We start from the raw sequence: 15,042 nt of genomic DNA, 5'->3' as shown, positions 1-15,042 counted from the left end.
CTTAAGGCCTGTGCTCGCAGACGTCGACCCATTCGGCCGCGGTGAGCTCTGCCATCCGCTTGGGCGTGATGCGCACGGCGCTGTGGGTCGAGCCTGCGGCCGGCACCACCACGTCGAACGCCTTCAGCGACACATCGCAATAGATCGGCAGCGGCGACTTCAGTCCGAACGGGCAGACGCCGCCGACCTCGTGGCCGGTGATCTCGGCGACCTCTTCCAGCCCCAGCATCTTCGGCTTGCCGCCGAACGCAGCCTTGACCTTCTTGTTGTCCATGCGCGAGGTGCCGGCGGCAACGATCAGGATCACGCGCTCGCCGATGCGCAACGACAGGGTCTTGGCGATCCGGCCGGGCTCGACGCCATAGGCTTCGGCGGCCAGCGGCACGGTCGCTGAGCTGATCGGGGATTCGATGACGGAGATGTCGGGGGCTTTCTCGGCGAAGAAGGCGCGAACGGATTGCAGGCTCATTCCAGTCAGCTCATTCCAAACTCATGGGCGGGCGGCGATCCTTAGGCGATCGTTGGCAGTTCCGAGAGCGCGCGGACACGATGATCCGGCGCGAACCCAAGCTCGTCCATCTGGGTCCGGATCGCCTTGAACATCGTCAGCGGTGCCACGAGTTCGTTCTCGACGCAAGCCAGCGCCATCGCCTCGGGCGTCACGCGTTCGATCCAGGCGACGTTCAGCCCGAACGACTTTGCGCCCGCGACGTCCCAGGGATTGGACGAGACGAACAGAACCTCTTCCGGCCTGGTGCCGAACACCTCGCCGATCAGCGTGTAGGCTTCTGGAGATGGCTTGAAGACCTTCCTCGCATCCACGCTGATGGTGGCATCGAGCAGACGGTCGAGCCCGGAATTGCGCACGAGCGCATTCAGCATATCCGGACTGCCATTCGAGAGGATGGCGAGTTTTCGCGGCTTCAGCGCCGCAAGCGCGGCGGCTGCATCGGGGTAGAGATCGAGATGCAGATATTTCTCGATCACCCGCTCGAACGCTTCGCCTTCGTAGGCGAGCCCGAGCAGGCGCAGCGTATAGGCGAGCGAGTCGCGCGTGACGGCCGCAAAATCCTGGTAGCGCCGCATCAGCGAGCGCAACCAGGTGTATTCAAGCTGCTTGATCCGCCAGATTTGCGTGATGATCTCGCCGTAACCGGGAAACGCATCCTCGGTGATCTCTGCGACCGACTGGATGTCGTAGAGCGTACCGTAGGCGTCGAAGACGACGGCCTTGATGCTCATGGCTCGCTCCTCCGGGGTCCAAGGTCGATGCTCCTTGATAGGTGGGGAGGTCGCCAGCTCAGTGCAACCTCAATGAAGGAGCACATCAGGAGCAGACCACAGTTCAAGGCGGCGGGGATGATGGGGACGCCTCAGTCAGCGTCTACAACACGACCAGGGCCGCGATCCGCAATTTGGTGCTCAGAGTGTGAGGGCTTCGGTCAGCCGAAGCCCTCGATGAGTTCCGCCTAGATTCCCAGCAGTTTTCGCGCGTTCGCTTTCAGCACCTTCGGCCGGATCTCGTCGCGGATCTCGATCTTGGCGAAGTCCGACAGCCAGCGGTCCGGCGTGATCACCGGCCAGTCCGAGCCGAACAGCATCTTGTCCTGAAGGATCGAGTTGATGTAGCGCACCAGGATCGGCGGGAAATACTTTGGCGACCAGCCCGAGAGGTCGATGTAGACGTTCGGCTTGTGGGTCGCGACCGACAGCGCTTCCTCCTGCCAGGGGAAGGAGGGATGGGCGAGGATGATCTTGAGGTCGGGGAAATCTGCTGCGACGTCGTCCATGTACATCGGGTTGGAATATTTCAGCCGCATGCCCATGCCGCCCGGCATGCCCGAGCCGACGCCGGTCTGACCGGTGTGGAACAGCGCGATCGCGCCGCCATTGTTGATCTCTTCGTAGAGCGGATAGGCCATGCGGTCGTTGGCGTAGAAGCCCTGCATGGTCGGATGGAATTTGAAGCCGCGCACGCCGTATTCCTCGATCAGCTTGCGCGCCTCGCGCACGCCGAGCTTGCCCTTGTGCGGGTCGATCGAGACGAAGGGGATGAGGACGTCGAGATGGTCGGAGGCGATCTCCAGCATCTCCTCATTTTTATAGCGGCGGAAGCCGGTCTCGCGCTCGGCGTCGACCGGGAAGATCACCGCGGCGATGTTCTTGGAGCGGTAGTAGGCCGCGGTCTCCGGCACCGTCGGCGGATGCTTGTGCGGCGACTTGAAGTAGTCCGCCATCTGCGCCTGGAAATCGTCATAGCCGTCGTCGGGGTGGGTGCCGCAGGGCTCCTCGGCGTGGGTGTGGATGTCGATGGCGACGACATCGTCGATGTTGGGCAGCTTCAGCTTCGGCATTGGTTTCCTCCCGACGGGTTGTCGAATTGATTATATGATATAACGAATTTGGCAAGGCGTCGTTGCAGCCGAAACCGCCGCCCGCAAAAGTCTTTGCTGTGCTTGGCCGCTCTTGAACGGATTGGGCCGATCCGGCCATTTCTACTGTGCATGGGGTTGTTTTCGCGAATTTGCTGGGTGGGAACAGGGCAGTTAACATTGACATCCGGTCCTCCCATGCCTTAAGAACCGCCCCGTCCCGGGCGGTCGGTCCGCCAGCGGGAAAGATCTCATTTTGCCACATTCGCGCGTGCCGAAACGGTAGTGCCGAACACGGCCTTTCGAACGTTCAGGATTCTGCCATGAAGGTCCGTAACTCGCTGAAATCGCTGCGCGGTCGCCATCGCGCCAACCGCCTGGTCCGTCGCAAGGGCCGGGTCTATGTGATCAACAAGGTGCAGCGCCGCTTCAAGGCTCGTCAGGGCTGAGTTCGCCCTGCCGGACGCTCGCGCGCGCCCCGCAAGACCACTGTCTCACACGAGTTTGACGCCGCCCTGCTTTGCAAGGGCGGCTTTGCGCGTTTAGACTTTGCTCATGGCAGTGAGATTCCCCTTCGCGCGCACCCTGTGTCTTGCCCTTGTTCTGGGTACAGCTGGCCTTACTCCAGCCCTGGCGCAGAAGGAGCTTCCGGCCCCGCCCGGCAAGGAGCAGAAGAAGCTGCCGGAGGCGCCGGCCAAGCTGCCCAAGGTTGATCGCTCCAAAAATCTCGATTTCCTGTTCGGCGCACTCAAGGCCGCGCCCGACGAGGCCAGCGCCAAGCATGTCGAGGCGCGGATCTGGGCGATCTGGATCCAGACCCCGAGCGATACCGCATCGCTGTTGATGGCGCGGGCCAAGACCGCGGTCGACGCGCAGAAGATCGACATCGCGATCAAGCTGCTGGATTCGGTCATCAAGCTCAGGCCCGACTACATCGAGGCCTGGAACCGGCGCGCCACGCTCTACTACATGCAGAATGACTACGGCCGCTCGCTTGCCGACATCCGCGAGGTGCTGATCCGGGAGCCTCGCCATTTCGGCGCGCTCGCAGGCCTCGGCATGATCATGCAGGAGGTCGGTGACGAGAAACGTGCGCTCGAGGCCTACCGCAAGGCGCTGGCCGTCAATCCGCACCTCGAGAAGATCCCCGAGCAGGTCAAGGCGTTGACCGAGAAGGTCGAGGGCCGCGACATCTAGCGGACAAGTTGATCATTTCCCGAGTGATTGCAGCGTGCGCGGATTAACCACGATCACACGTGCGGCGTTCTCGGGGGTATTGTTGAAGCGCGCGCAGGCCTACCTGCATGGCAGGAGCACGGCCATGAAGCGTTTGATCTTTGCAGGTGTATTGCTGCTCGCGTCGGGCTCGGTGAGCCTCGCCGACGGCTTGTTCTGGGTGGTCGGCAATCGCGCCACGGGCAAATGCAACATCGTAACCAGCAATCCCGTGATCATCGGCGACATCTGGTTCGGCGACGGTCCCTACAAATCCAGGGCCGATGCCAAACTTGCCCGTTCGACGATTCGCGCCTGCCCCGCGGTCACGCCCGACGAGGAAAAGGACGAGGACGGAACTAACTAGCCTGCACCTAGTGCAGGATGCTGCCGGCGCGCTCGACAAGGCCGTGATCGGCGGCCGCGGCGTAGGCCTTTGCAAGCTCCGTCTCGAGATGCTCGTTGATCAGGAGCAGTGCCCGCACGGCGCCGCGCAGGTCGCCGTTACAGCTTGCCACGATCTCGTCGATCGCAGTGTCGTTGGATCTGAAGCTCATCGAAATTCTCCGGTTCAAATCAGGACAAATCCTGCCGGCCTTTCCCGCATCTCCTGGAGTTGCGAGGAGGATCGGCGCCCACCCGCGCCTAGATGGCGGAACCGACCGTGGCGATTATATGGAAGCCGCGATGACGACTGCATGAAGCTGGCCCGAGGCTTGCGCACTGCGAGGAATTCCATTGATTTTGTTGCGTTTTTTCCTGCTGGAATTATGCACATATCCACAGCCCCGGCATTTCAGGTGGAGCGCGGGATCTCACGGAGCGAAACTGCCGCCCGCTAGTCTCGTAGCTGCCAGGTGCCCTGGATCGCCCGGATTCTCTCCATGATCGTGATGTCAGTCGTGACCGCGCTGGTTCTGCTGGCGCTGGCCACGCAGGCCGGCGTCCTCGCGGTGCAACGCGCCTTTCCGCCTCAGGGCCGGATGGTCGAGGTCGACGGCGCTGTGCTTCACGTCGTCGATATCGGTCCGCGCGGTTCAGGCGTGCCGATCGTGATGCTGCACGGCGCGAGCTCCAATCTCGAAGCGATGCGGCGTCCGCTCGGCGACCTCCTGGCCAAAGACCATCGCGTCATTTTGATCGACCGTCCCGGTCACGGCTGGAGCACCCGGATGCGGCGGCAGGATTCGACGCCGCAGATCCAGGCCCGGATGATCGACGAGGCGCTTCGTAAGCTCGGGATCGATCGCGCTGTCTTCGTCGTGCATTCCTGGAGCGGTGCGCTCGGCGCGCGGATCGCGCTCGATCATCCCGGCCGCGTCGCGGGTCTCGTCATGCTGGCGCCGGTGACCCATCCCTGGCGCGGCGGCGTCGGCCGCTACAACGAGATCATCGCAACGCCGGTGATCGGCCCGCTGCTCGCCTACACCATCACGCTGCCGATGGGGTATTTCGTTGCCGAGGCCGGCGCGCGCAGCGTCTTCCTGCCGCAAATCATGCCGGACGGCTTCGTGCAGGACTCCGCGACGCCGCTATTGCTGCGCCCGCGCGAGTTCATAGCCAACGCCTATGACCTGGTGACGCTGAAGGAAGCTGTGACGGCGCAGGCTGCGCGCTATGGCGAGATCAAGGCGCCGGTCACGATCATCGCCGGCGAGCCCGACAAGACGGTGAAGACCGACATCCACGCGCGTCCCTTCGCCGCGATGGTGCCGGGTGCGAAGCTGATCGTGCTGCCCGATCTCGGCCACATGGTGCAGAACGCTGTGCCGGACCTCGTAAAGACGGAGATCGAGACGATGATCGGTCAAATCGCCCAGGCGCAGGTGGCCGCCGATTAAAGCATTTTCGAGCGAAGTGGATACCGGTTCGCGTGAAGAAACGCGTCAAAACAATAAGCCCGAGCTTCGGTTCTGACTCGATCAGAACCGAAGCTCGGGCGGCCGCCGTTCACGCGCTTACTGCTTGATTTTCCCGTCCTTGTCGAACTGGGAGACGTAGGACCAGAGATTGTTGATCTCGTTCTCGTTCTTGATGCCGGCGAACGCCATCTTGGTGCCGGGGATCTTGGCTTTGGGGTCCTTGATGTATTCCTTGAACGTGGCTTCGTCCCAGGTGATGCCGGAATTCTTGTTCGCATCCGTATAACTGTAGTCCGGCGCGCTGCCTGACTTGCGGCCGTTGAGGCCGTTGAGCTCGGGGCCGACCTTGTTCTTGGCGCCTTCGCCGATGGCGTGGCAGGCCAGGCATTTGTTGAACGACGATTTGCCGGCCGCAACATCCTGCGCCATCGCGGCGGGTGCGGCGGCAGTCACGGTGAGGATCATCAGTGCGCCAAAAGTCAGTTTTGTCATCGGGTGCTCTTCGTCTCTTCCCTGGTTGGTCTAGGCTGGTCGGTCTTGCCTGGTCGGCAAACGACGGACCCGCCGGTTTTGGCAGGCCCGCCCGGCTTGGACAAGCTGCGAAACCATGACAGGTTTCATGCTGTCCTACTTGTCCCAGAGCGAACTCGCCGAAGATCGCCGCTCCGACTTTCGGATGGCCTACCCAAACAGGCGCGGACGTGGTTGATTTGCCGCGACAATTTGATCGTGGGCTACGAGCCGGAAGGATATGTTATGGCCATCATGATGCCCGCGAGCGACCAGGCCGTGCTCGCGCGCCGCGCTGAGATCGTGGCTGCATTGCGCGCAATCGTGCCCGGCGAGGGCGTGATCGACAGCGCCTCCGAGATGCGGGCCTACGAATCCGACGGGCTGACGGCCTATCGGCAGCCGCCGATGGTCGTGGTGCTGCCCGACACCACCGAGCAGGTCTCGCTCGTCCTGAAATATTGTGCCGGGCAGGGGATCAAGGTGGTTCCGCGCGGCTCCGGCACTTCGCTGTCCGGGGGCGCGCTGCCGCTGGAAGATGGCGTGCTGCTGGGCCTCGGCAAGTTCAAGCGGATCCGCGAGATCGATTTCGACAACCGCGTCGTCGTCACCGAGCCCGGCGTCACCAATCTCGCCATCAGCCAGGCGGTCGCGCATGCCGGCTTCTACTACGCCCCCGATCCGTCCTCGCAGATCGCCTGCTCGATCGGCGGCAATGTCGCGGAGAATTCCGGCGGCGTGCACTGTCTGAAATACGGCATGACCACCAACAACGTGCTCGGTTGCGAGATTGTCCTGATGAGCGGCGAGATCCTGCGCATCGGTGGCAAGTCGGCGGAGAACGCCGGCTACGACCTGATGGGCGTCATCACCGGCTCGGAAGGGCTGCTCGGGGTCATCACCGAGATCACGGTGCGCATCCTGCAAAAGCCGGAGACGGCGCGGGCGCTGATGGTCGGCTTCGCGCAGGTCGAGGCCGCCGGCGAATGCGTGGCGCGCATCATTGGCGCCGGCATCATTCCCGGCGGCATGGAGATGATGGACAAGCCGGCGATCCACGCCGCGGAGGCCTTCGTCCATGCCGGCTATCCGCTCGACGTCGAAGCGCTGCTCATCATCGAGCTCGACGGTCCCAAGATCGAGGTCGACGAGCTGATCACGCGCGTCGAGACCATTGCGAATGCCTGCGGCTCGACCACCTGCCAGATCTCGACCTCCGAGGCCGAACGCAATTTGTTCTGGGCCGGCCGCAAAGCGGCGTTTCCGGCCGTTGGGCGCATCTCGCCCGATTATCTCTGCATGGACGGCACGATCCCCCGCGGCGCGCTGCCGAAGGCGCTGGCGCGCATCCGCGAGCTGTCGGAAAAATACCAGCTCGGCTGCGCCAACGTGTTCCACGCCGGCGACGGCAATCTGCATCCGCTGATCCTCTACGATGCCAACAAGCCCGGCGAGATCGAGCGCGCCGAGGCCTTCGGCGCCGACATCCTGCGCGCCTGCGTCGAGTTCGGCGGCGTGCTCACCGGCGAGCACGGCGTCGGCATCGAGAAGCGCGACCTGATGCCCGACATGTTCACCGAGATCGATCTCAACCAGCAGCAGCGGCTGAAATGCGCCTTCGACGCGCAGGGCCTGCTCAACCCCGGAAAGGTGTTTCCGACCCTGCACCGCTGCGCCGAGCTCGGCCGCATGCATGTGCACGCCGGCAAGGTGGCGTTTCCGGATATTCCGCGGTTCTAGGCACTCGTGAGAGGAAGGGCCCGCGGTGCGAGCCCTTCCCCTCAACCTCACAGCAGCCCGTATTGAGCCCGTTCGCGCCTCGCCAGCAGCGGCAGGGCTTCGCCGGCGATCCAGGTCTTGAAATGCGGGCTCTCCTGATGCGCCTTGAAAGCCGCCTCGTCGCGGAACAGCTCGTAGAACAGGAACTGGGCCGGATTGTCCCTGGCGCGCGAGATCAGGAACAGTTTGACGCCGTCCTCGCGCTGCGCCTCCGGCAGGAAGCGGTCGAGGATCGCGGCGACCTTGTCGGCCTCGCCGGGCTTCGCCTCCCATTGCGCGACGACGAGCAGGCCGCCGCCGTCGACGGCGTCGCTGAGGGATTTCTGCGTGGCATAGTGGTTCATGGTCCTTGCTCCTTGCTGCTGGGCTTGAGATGACGCCGCCGCCCATGGCGAGAGATAGATCGCCAGGACGGCGCCGAAGGCCCGGATCACCGACCTGCGGCTGAACGCTTCGTGGGCGCGCGGCATCAGCCGCTGATGTGTCGATCGCATGCTTGTCTCCATCGGTTGGCTTCGATCGCGATCGGCGCAAACTTGTAGCGAGGGTCTGCCGGCTTTGGTTCGCCGCTGATCGAAGTGTCGATGTCGTGAACGCTTCGATCATGATCGAAGCGTTGTGGCCGCCCGTGCAGGATCCCCCGACTGCACCGGCGATGATCGCCGACGTCACGCCGCATTTGATTTTGGCGGCGAATTTCGCTACCGCCTTTTCCCGTGGATACGCTCAGGGTCAGAGACGCCAAAGACGTCGAAGAGGTGGTGCGCGCGGCGATTGCCAACGAGCAGCCGCTCGAGATCATCGGTCATGGCAGCAAGCGCAGCATTGGCCACACGATGGCGACCAACGCCGTGCTCGACCTCTCCGCGCTGAATGCCGTCACCTCCTACGAACCCAACGAGCTGATCGTCACGCTCCAGGCCGGCGCCCCGCTGGCCGACGTGCTGTCGCTGATCGATGCCAAGAACCAGCAATTCGCCTTCGAGCCGATGAACACCGCGCCGCTGCTCGGCACGCCGGCACTCGGCACCATCGGCGGCATGATCGCGGCCGGGCTCGCCGGTCCGCGGCGGATCAAGGCGGGCGGGGCGCGCGACCACCTCTTGGGGGCGCACGCCGTCTCCGGCTTCGGCGACAGCTTCAAGACCGGCGGCAAGGTGGTGAAGAACGTCACCGGCTACGACCTCTGCAAGCTGCTGGCGGGGTCCTGGGGCACGCTGTCGGTGATGACCGAAGTCACGCTCAAGGTGATGCCGAAGCCGGAAGCGGAACGGACGCTGCTGCTGCGCGGGCTCGACGATGCCGCCGCCAACAAGGCGATGACCGCGGCGCTCGGCTCGCCCTTCGACGTCTCCGCTGCCGCGCATCTGCCGAAATCGGCGTTCCGGGCGAAGACCGACGGGCTTGGCGACATCGCCAGCCAGGGCGAAGCGCTGACCGTGCTGCGGCTCGAGGGCATCACGGCGTCCGCCGCGCACCGCGCCGGCTCGCTGCGCGAATTGCTGGCGCCGTTCGGAACCGCGACACTGGTCGAGGATGCGGCCTCCGCCGCATTGTGGGCCACGATCCGCGACGTCCTGCCGTTCGCGGCGGGCGGTGCAGTTGGGGCCTGGCCGGTGTGGCGGATCGTTTGTCCGCCGGCTTCCGGCGCGGCGCTCGGGACCCAACTGGCGCGCGAGACCGGCGGCGACATCATCTACGATTGGGGCGGCGGCCTGCTCTGGGCCGCGCTGCCGCCGAAGGCCGATGCGCATGCCCCGGCCGTGCGCCAGCGTGCGGATGCGGTCGGCGGGCACGCCACGCTGATCCGGGCGGCCGAGGACGTCAGGCGCGGTGTCGACGTATTCCATCCGCAGGCATCAGGCATTGCCGCGCTAAGCGATCGGGTCCGCGCCAGTTTCGATCCGAAAACCATTTTGAACCGGGGGCGGCTGACGCGGGGCGCTGCGGCATGAAGACTGAATTCTCACTGGCGCAGCTCGCCGACCCCGACATCGCGGAAGCCGACAAGATCCTGCGCGCCTGCGTCCATTGCGGCTTCTGCACTGCAACCTGTCCGACTTATGTGCTGCTCGGCGACGAGCTCGATAGCCCGCGCGGCCGCATCTACCTGATCAAGGAAATGCTGGAGAAGGACCAGGCCCCGACGGCCGAGGTGGTCAAGCATGTCGACCGCTGCCTCTCGTGTCTGTCCTGCATGACGACCTGCCCCTCAGGGGTGAACTACATGCATCTCGTCGACCAGGCCCGGGTCCGGATCGAGCAGCGCTACCAGCGGCCGTTGACCGAGCGGCTGTTGCGCCAGGTGCTGGCCTTTGTCCTGCCGAATCCGCAGCTTTTCCGCACCAGCATGTGGCTGGCGCGCCTCGCCCGACCGCTTGCCGTATTCCTGCCGACGCCGCGGCCGTCGGCGACGCCCGGCCTGATCCAGCGCCTCAAGGCGATGCTGGCGCTGGCGCCGAACCGTCTGCCGTCGCCCGGCCCGCTCCCCGGCAGCGTGTTCGCGGCACTCGGCAAGAAGCGCGGCCGGGTCGCGCTGTTGCAAGGCTGCGCCCAGCAGGTGCTGGCGCCGCGCATCAACCAGGCCGCCATCAGCCTCCTCACCCGCCACGGCATCGAGGTTGTCCTGGTCCGGGACGAGCAGTGCTGCGGCGCGCTGACCCATCATCTGGGCAACGACCAGGATGCGTTGGCGCGGGCCCGCGCCAACGTCGCGACGTGGCGAAAGGAAGCGGCCGGCGAGGGGCTCGACGCCATCCTGGTGACGGCCTCCGGCTGCGGCACGGTGATCAAGGACTACGGTTATCTGCTGCGCGAGGACACGGCGTTTGCTGCCGACGCGGCGCAGGTGTCCGGGCTCGCCAAGGACATCACCGAATTCGTTGCCGGCCTCGAGCTCGCGACCACTACGCGACAGGACAACATCGTCGTCGCCTATCACTCCGCGTGTTCGCTGCAGCACGGGCAGAAAATCACGGGCCTTCCGAAAGAATTGCTTTCCAAGAATGGATTCGTGGTGAAAGATGTGCCGGAGAGCCATTTGTGTTGCGGCTCGGCGGGGACCTACAACATTCTCCAGCCCGAGCTTGCGGGCCGGTTGCGCGATCGCAAGGTTGCCAACATCGCAAGCGTCAAGCCGGACATGATTGCCGCGGGCAATATCGGCTGCATGGTGCAGATTGCCAGTGGCACGTCAGTTCCGGTCGTACACACGATTGAGCTTCTCGATTGGGCTACGGGCGGGTCGCGGCCGGCATTGAATGCGTCGAGCTAGCCTCGTCCGGAGGTGACGGCTGAAGACGCCCGATCGACCATTGTTCGGCGGCAACAGGAGGACCACGATGGCGAAAGCGAAGAAGAAAAAAAGCAAGAAGGCCAAAAAGGCCAAGAAGGCTGTAGCGGCGAAGAAGACCGCGAAGAGGGCAGCCAAGAAGTCCGCGAAAAAGTCTGCCAAGAAGTCTGCGAAGAAATCTGCCAGGAAGGCTGCACCGAAGAAGGCCGCCAAGAAGGCTGCGAAGAAGTCGGCCAAGAAGGCTGCCAAGCCGGCTGCACCGAAGAAGGCCGCAAAGAAAGCGGCACCGAAGAAGGCGAAGGCAGCTCCTGCGCCGAAGCCGTCAGCGCCGGTGGCAGCTCCGGCTCCGGAGCCCGCCGCCGAGACAAGCTGGGCGATGCCTTCGTCTTCTGCGGAGCCGACGCCGGCCGAAGGGCAGGGTTAGGCCCCCCGAGGGGCCCCCACGGTTAGGGTCCAAGTCAGGTCCAAGGTGAGGGCCAACGCTGGGTCCATCCCGACGACAACGACCGACAACAGGAAGGCCGCAGCGGTGACGCTGCGGCCTTTTTGCATCGTCACAATGGTCTCCGCCCGGTTGTCGTTTCTCGCGTCAGCGTGATTCGTGACGCAAGCACCACTGCACCGGCGGCTCCGATACTAATCCGGACGGCTCTGTGCACTTTGGAATGCAAATAATGTGATCAGGAAGCAACACAGGCGGACAACCTTTTGTAGAAGTGTCAGAACGCCTAAAAAGTCGGCAGATGCTCGTGATTTTTGCTTCACGGTTCGTGTCCTCCCAGCCAGATTGTCGCGGTAACGAAATTTTGCAGTCAGGTCGTACGGCCCGGGGGCTTCCGGGAAACCGACTGGGTGGAACTGGTGATGGGGATCGAAATGAAAAAAGTGGCTTTGTTGGCAACGGCGCTGGCAATGGTGACGGGTTCGGCTTTCGCGGCAGACATGCCGGTCAAGGCTCTGAAGGCCCCGCCGCCGCCCGCCTTTGACCCCTGGGATGTCGCCTTCGGCGCCGGCATCATGAGCGATTACATCTTCCGCGGCGTTACTCAGTCGAACCATAACCCGTCGGTCGCGGCCTATTTCGAGCCGCGCTACAACGTCAACAAGGACCTCCAGCTCTACGTCGGTGCGTCCGCGGAGAGCATCTCGTTCCCGAACCGCGCCGCGGCTGAAGTCGACATCTACGGCGGTATCCGCCCGACCTTCGGCATGTTCGCCTTCGATTTCGGTATCTGGGGCTACCTCTATCCGGGCGGAAGCTGCTTCGGTTCGCAGGGCACCCTCGCCCAGGGCAATTGCGGCACCGGCCTCGACAATTCGCAGGGCGCGATCGGCCTGCCGATCAACGGCAACTTCGCCAAGAAGGACGCAAGCTTCTACGAAGTCTATGCCAAGCTGAATCTCAACATCAACGACCAGTGGGTCGTTGGCTTCAACGAGTACTATTCGCCGAACTTCCTGAACCTCGGCGCCTGGGGTAACTACGCCTCGATCACTGCCAAGTGGACCGCGCCGAGCACCACGTTCGGTGCCAGCGGCGTCGGCATGTATGTGTCGGGTGAATTCGGCCGTCAGTGGCTCGGCACCTCCGACATCTTCTACGGCATTGCCGGCGACCCGCTGTATTCCAACGGCATCAAGGAGCCGAGCTACAACACCTGGAACGTCGGCGTCGGCTTCACCTACAAGGTGTTCACGCTCGATCTGCGCTACTACGACACCGACCTCTCGAAGGGTAACTGCAACGCCTTCACCAGCGACTTCTCGGCCACCAACTCCAGCCCCGGTTTCGTGACGCCGATCAATGGCGGCGCGAACGCGGCCACGGCGTTCGGCTCCAACTGGTGCAGCGCGGCCGGCGTCGCCAAGCTCTCGGTCGACCTGACGGCGATGACCAACCTGAAGTAAGTTTCTTCCCGAGACGACCTAACGAGGGCGGCAGAGCAATCTGCCGCCCTTTTGCTTTGGGCTTGGGGTCGTCTGTGAGAGCGCTCGGCCTGCATGGTTCGAGACGCGCCGCAAGGCGGCCCTCCTCACCACGAGGGTCGGGGATCTTGCCGCGATGACAGACCTCATCCTGAGGAGCCCGCCGGAGGCGGGCGTCTCGAAGGATGGCTGCAACGAAGGTCCTATCGAGGGTAGCCTCAGGCCTGGTTGTGCCACCTCAGCTCGCCGCGGTCGGCTCCGCCTGGGCCGGCTCGCCGTCCTTGCCGAGAACGTGGATCTCGCCGTCCTTCACCAACGCCACCTTGCGGGTGTGGAAGGCGTCGAGCGTCGAGCGGTGGCCGATCGAGACGATGGTGGCCTGCGGCAGCTTCTCCACCAGCAGCCGGTACAGCCGGGCCTCCGATGGTTCGTCGAGCGACGCGGTGGCCTCGTCGAGGAACAGGTAGTCCGGCACGTGCAGCAGGGCCCGCGCGAGCCCCAGGCGCTGCTGCTCGCCGAGCGACAGCGTCCGGTTCCAATGGCCTTCCTCGTCGAGCCGTTTCGCCAGCCGCGGCATGTCGACCGAGTTGAGCGCTTCCGCGATCTTCTCCGGCGTGATCGTGCCATGCGCGGCGGGGTAGATCACGGCGTCGCCGAGCGGGCCGATCGGAAAATACGGCCTCTGGGGGAGCATCATCAGCCTGGCCTTCTCGGGAATGGCGATTGCCCCGGTGCCGAAGGGCCAGATGCCGGCGATGGCCCGGAACAGCGTCGACTTGCCGGAACCGGAAGGTCCCGTCACCAGCACCCGCTCCGTCGGCTCGACCATGAAGGCATCCGCGCTGACCAGAGGCTCACCGTTCGGCAGCTTCACCAGCAACTGCGCAAGCGTGATTGCCTTGCCGTTCGATGGCGCAACGCCGATGGTCGGCTCGCGCGCCGCGATGTTGGCAGCGGAACTGACCGACATCTCGAAGCCGTCGAGACGGGCGACGATCGCGCGCCACTCGGCCAGCGAGCGGTAGGCCGTGACGAAGAAAGACAGCGCATCCTGCACGCTGCCAAATGCCGAGCCGGTCTGCATCATGTCGCCGAGCTGGATGCGTTTGGCGAAGTAAGCAGGAGCAACCACGACGTAGGGAAAGATCGTTGCAGCCTGCCCGTAGCTTGCCGTGAAGGCGGTGAGGCGCTTGGTCCGGCTCATGATCGCGTACCAGTTGGCGATGACGAAGCCGAAGCGGTGCAGAAGATGCCCTTGCTCCGCGCTCTCACCCTTCAACAGCGCGATCTGCTCGGAATTTTCGCGCACGCGGATGAGGTTGAAGCGGAAGTCAGCCTCGAACCGCTGCTGCTCGAAATTGAGGTTGATGAGCGGTGCGCCGATCCAGTGCGTCAGTCCCGTCCCCAGGATCGCGTAGACCAGCGCGCACCAGACCAGAAAACCCGGGATGACGAAATCGGTGCCGTAGATGTGCAGGGGGGCCTTGTTGGACAGACCCCAGAGGATGACGACGAACGAGGCCAGCGTCACGATCGACGACAGCAGACCGAGGCCAAGGACGAGCGTTTGCTCGACGAAGTTCTTGACGTCCTCGGTGATGCGCTGGTCCGGATTGTCGGCCGGGTCGCCCTTGAGCTGCATGCGGTAATGCGTAGCGCCGTCGAGCCATTCGCCGAGATAGTGTTGAGTGAGCCAACGCCGCCAGCGAATCTGGAGCCATTGGTTCAGGTAAAGCTTGTAGACGGCCAGTGCGACGTAGGTGAAAGCAAGGCCGAGGAAGATCCAGACCTCCATGACGAACTCGTTGAGATCGTAGGCCTGGAGTGCGCTGTAGAACCGGTTCTGCCATTGATTGAGCAGCACGTTGATCGCCACCAGGGTCAGCTCCATCACGATGACGACGCCGAGCAGGCCGCGGCCGGCCCATTTGTCCTCGGACCGGAAATAGGGGATGGCGATTCGCCAGACTGTCGCGAGCGTGGCGCTGATGTTCTTCACAGAGCTCTGTCTCCTGAGGGGATGTGCACAACGGCCATAGGCCAAATGGCTGTGGCAATGGCAGAAACGGGCGCGCTTAGACTAAAG

At 63.9% G+C, this 15,042-nt stretch carries 16 protein-coding genes; 9 read left to right on the top strand and 7 right to left on the bottom strand.

Features of this window, described 5'->3' with window-relative positions; genetic code table 11:
• Position 1: 1 nt before the first annotated feature.
• From ACKWRH_RS39060 to ACKWRH_RS39050, 3 genes are all read right to left on the bottom strand, one after another.
• Positions 2-469, bottom strand: a complete 468-nt coding sequence (locus ACKWRH_RS39060) for a YbaK/EbsC family protein (RefSeq protein ID WP_445217879.1) — start codon at positions 467-469, stop codon at positions 2-4.
• Positions 470-510: 41 nt separating this feature from the next.
• A complete protein-coding gene (locus ACKWRH_RS39055; protein WP_445217878.1) occupies positions 511-1,242 on the bottom strand; it encodes a haloacid dehalogenase type II in 732 nt (243 codons plus the stop codon).
• Between the two features lie 227 nt (positions 1,243-1,469).
• A complete protein-coding gene (locus ACKWRH_RS39050; RefSeq protein WP_027565452.1) occupies positions 1,470-2,354 on the bottom strand; it encodes an amidohydrolase family protein in 885 nt (294 codons plus the stop codon).
• A gap of 341 nt (positions 2,355-2,695) precedes the next feature.
• On the opposite strand from ACKWRH_RS39050, the gene ykgO reads away from it, so the two are divergent.
• The 3 genes from ykgO to ACKWRH_RS39035 all read left to right on the top strand — a co-directional run bounded on the left by ykgO (position 2,696) and on the right by ACKWRH_RS39035 (position 3,954).
• A complete protein-coding gene (ykgO, locus tag ACKWRH_RS39045) occupies positions 2,696-2,821 on the top strand; it encodes a type B 50S ribosomal protein L36 (RefSeq protein WP_006611362.1) in 126 nt (41 codons plus the stop codon).
• A 106-nt stretch (positions 2,822-2,927) separates the two neighbouring features.
• The gene (locus ACKWRH_RS39040; RefSeq protein ID WP_445217877.1) at positions 2,928-3,569 is read left to right on the top strand and encodes a tetratricopeptide repeat protein; all 642 of its coding nucleotides are present in this window, start codon (positions 2,928-2,930) and stop codon (positions 3,567-3,569) included.
• 124 nt (positions 3,570-3,693) lie between these two features.
• Positions 3,694-3,954, top strand: a complete 261-nt coding sequence (locus ACKWRH_RS39035; RefSeq protein WP_028147974.1) for a hypothetical protein — start codon at positions 3,694-3,696, stop codon at positions 3,952-3,954.
• A gap of 7 nt (positions 3,955-3,961) precedes the next feature.
• Here ACKWRH_RS39035 and ACKWRH_RS39030 read toward each other — a convergent pair whose 3' ends face one another.
• Entirely contained in the window at positions 3,962-4,144 is a 183-nt protein-coding gene (locus ACKWRH_RS39030; protein ID WP_014491898.1) for a hypothetical protein, read from the bottom strand.
• Positions 4,145-4,471: 327 nt separating this feature from the next.
• Here ACKWRH_RS39030 and ACKWRH_RS39025 point away from each other — a divergent pair, with 327 nt between their 5' ends.
• Complete coding sequence (locus ACKWRH_RS39025) at positions 4,472-5,428, top strand: alpha/beta fold hydrolase (RefSeq protein ID WP_445217876.1); 957 nt, start codon at positions 4,472-4,474, stop codon at positions 5,426-5,428.
• A 117-nt stretch (positions 5,429-5,545) separates the two neighbouring features.
• On the opposite strand, the gene cycA is transcribed toward ACKWRH_RS39025, so the two are convergent.
• Positions 5,546-5,941: a cytochrome c-550 CycA gene (gene cycA / locus ACKWRH_RS39020; RefSeq protein WP_445217875.1), complete on the bottom strand. Its 396-nt coding sequence runs from the start codon at positions 5,939-5,941 to the stop codon at positions 5,546-5,548.
• A gap of 264 nt (positions 5,942-6,205) precedes the next feature.
• Between cycA and ACKWRH_RS39015 the strand changes: the two genes are divergently transcribed.
• Positions 6,206-7,699, top strand: a complete 1,494-nt coding sequence (locus ACKWRH_RS39015) for an FAD-linked oxidase C-terminal domain-containing protein (RefSeq protein ID WP_445217874.1) — start codon at positions 6,206-6,208, stop codon at positions 7,697-7,699.
• Between the two features lie 47 nt (positions 7,700-7,746).
• Here the strand turns inward: ACKWRH_RS39015 and ACKWRH_RS39010 are convergent, their stop codons facing one another.
• Positions 7,747-8,232, bottom strand: a complete 486-nt coding sequence (locus tag ACKWRH_RS39010; RefSeq protein WP_445217873.1) for a putative quinol monooxygenase — start codon at positions 8,230-8,232, stop codon at positions 7,747-7,749.
• 222 nt (positions 8,233-8,454) lie between these two features.
• Here ACKWRH_RS39010 and ACKWRH_RS39005 point away from each other — a divergent pair, with 222 nt between their 5' ends.
• The 4 genes from ACKWRH_RS39005 to ACKWRH_RS38990 all read left to right on the top strand — a co-directional run bounded on the left by ACKWRH_RS39005 (position 8,455) and on the right by ACKWRH_RS38990 (position 12,938).
• Positions 8,455-9,693 carry an FAD-binding protein gene (locus tag ACKWRH_RS39005; protein ID WP_445217872.1) on the top strand — a complete coding sequence of 413 codons (1,239 nt, stop codon included), beginning with the start codon at positions 8,455-8,457 and terminating at the stop codon, positions 9,691-9,693.
• Positions 9,690-11,012 carry a glycolate oxidase subunit GlcF gene (gene glcF, locus ACKWRH_RS39000; RefSeq protein WP_445217871.1) on the top strand — a complete coding sequence of 441 codons (1,323 nt, stop codon included), beginning with the start codon at positions 9,690-9,692 and terminating at the stop codon, positions 11,010-11,012. The genes ACKWRH_RS39005 and glcF overlap by 4 nt, the downstream gene beginning before the upstream one ends.
• A 67-nt stretch (positions 11,013-11,079) precedes the next feature.
• A complete protein-coding gene (locus ACKWRH_RS38995) occupies positions 11,080-11,454 on the top strand; it encodes a histone (protein WP_071909499.1) in 375 nt (124 codons plus the stop codon).
• A 452-nt stretch (positions 11,455-11,906) separates the two neighbouring features.
• Complete coding sequence (locus tag ACKWRH_RS38990) at positions 11,907-12,938, top strand: TorF family putative porin (protein WP_071909500.1); 1,032 nt, start codon at positions 11,907-11,909, stop codon at positions 12,936-12,938.
• A gap of 256 nt (positions 12,939-13,194) precedes the next feature.
• Here the strand turns inward: ACKWRH_RS38990 and ACKWRH_RS38985 are convergent, their stop codons facing one another.
• Positions 13,195-14,955 (bottom strand): ABC transporter ATP-binding protein/permease, encoded by a 1,761-nt coding sequence (locus tag ACKWRH_RS38985; protein WP_445217870.1) that lies wholly within the window; start codon positions 14,953-14,955, stop codon positions 13,195-13,197.
• Positions 14,956-15,042 lie beyond the last annotated feature (87 nt).

The organism is Bradyrhizobium sp. Pa8 (assembly GCF_052588265.1).
This window is presented reverse-complemented; position numbering and strand designations above follow the sequence as displayed.

Excerpts from the sequence above, each read along its gene's own strand:
- ACKWRH_RS39060 (WP_445217879.1), bottom strand. The coding sequence starts at position 469 with ATGAGCCTGCAATCCGTTCGCGCCTTCTTCGCCGAGAAAGCCCCCGAC.
- ACKWRH_RS39055 (WP_445217878.1), bottom strand. The coding sequence starts at position 1,242 with ATGAGCATCAAGGCCGTCGTCTTCGACGCCTACGGTACGCTCTACGAC.
- ACKWRH_RS39050 (WP_027565452.1), bottom strand. The coding sequence starts at position 2,354 with ATGCCGAAGCTGAAGCTGCCCAACATCGACGATGTCGTCGCCATCGAC.
- ykgO (WP_006611362.1), top strand. The coding sequence starts at position 2,696 with ATGAAGGTCCGTAACTCGCTGAAATCGCTGCGCGGTCGCCATCGCGCC.
- ACKWRH_RS39040 (WP_445217877.1), top strand. The coding sequence starts at position 2,928 with ATGGCAGTGAGATTCCCCTTCGCGCGCACCCTGTGTCTTGCCCTTGTT.
- ACKWRH_RS39035 (WP_028147974.1), top strand. The coding sequence starts at position 3,694 with ATGAAGCGTTTGATCTTTGCAGGTGTATTGCTGCTCGCGTCGGGCTCG.
- ACKWRH_RS39030 (WP_014491898.1), bottom strand. The coding sequence starts at position 4,144 with ATGAGCTTCAGATCCAACGACACTGCGATCGACGAGATCGTGGCAAGC.
- ACKWRH_RS39025 (WP_445217876.1), top strand. The coding sequence starts at position 4,472 with ATGATCGTGATGTCAGTCGTGACCGCGCTGGTTCTGCTGGCGCTGGCC.
- cycA (WP_445217875.1), bottom strand. The coding sequence starts at position 5,941 with ATGACAAAACTGACTTTTGGCGCACTGATGATCCTCACCGTGACTGCC.
- ACKWRH_RS39015 (WP_445217874.1), top strand. The coding sequence starts at position 6,206 with ATGGCCATCATGATGCCCGCGAGCGACCAGGCCGTGCTCGCGCGCCGC.
- ACKWRH_RS39010 (WP_445217873.1), bottom strand. The coding sequence starts at position 8,232 with ATGCGATCGACACATCAGCGGCTGATGCCGCGCGCCCACGAAGCGTTC.
- glcF (WP_445217871.1), top strand. The coding sequence starts at position 9,690 with ATGAAGACTGAATTCTCACTGGCGCAGCTCGCCGACCCCGACATCGCG.
- ACKWRH_RS38995 (WP_071909499.1), top strand. The coding sequence starts at position 11,080 with ATGGCGAAAGCGAAGAAGAAAAAAAGCAAGAAGGCCAAAAAGGCCAAG.
- ACKWRH_RS38990 (WP_071909500.1), top strand. The coding sequence starts at position 11,907 with ATGAAAAAAGTGGCTTTGTTGGCAACGGCGCTGGCAATGGTGACGGGT.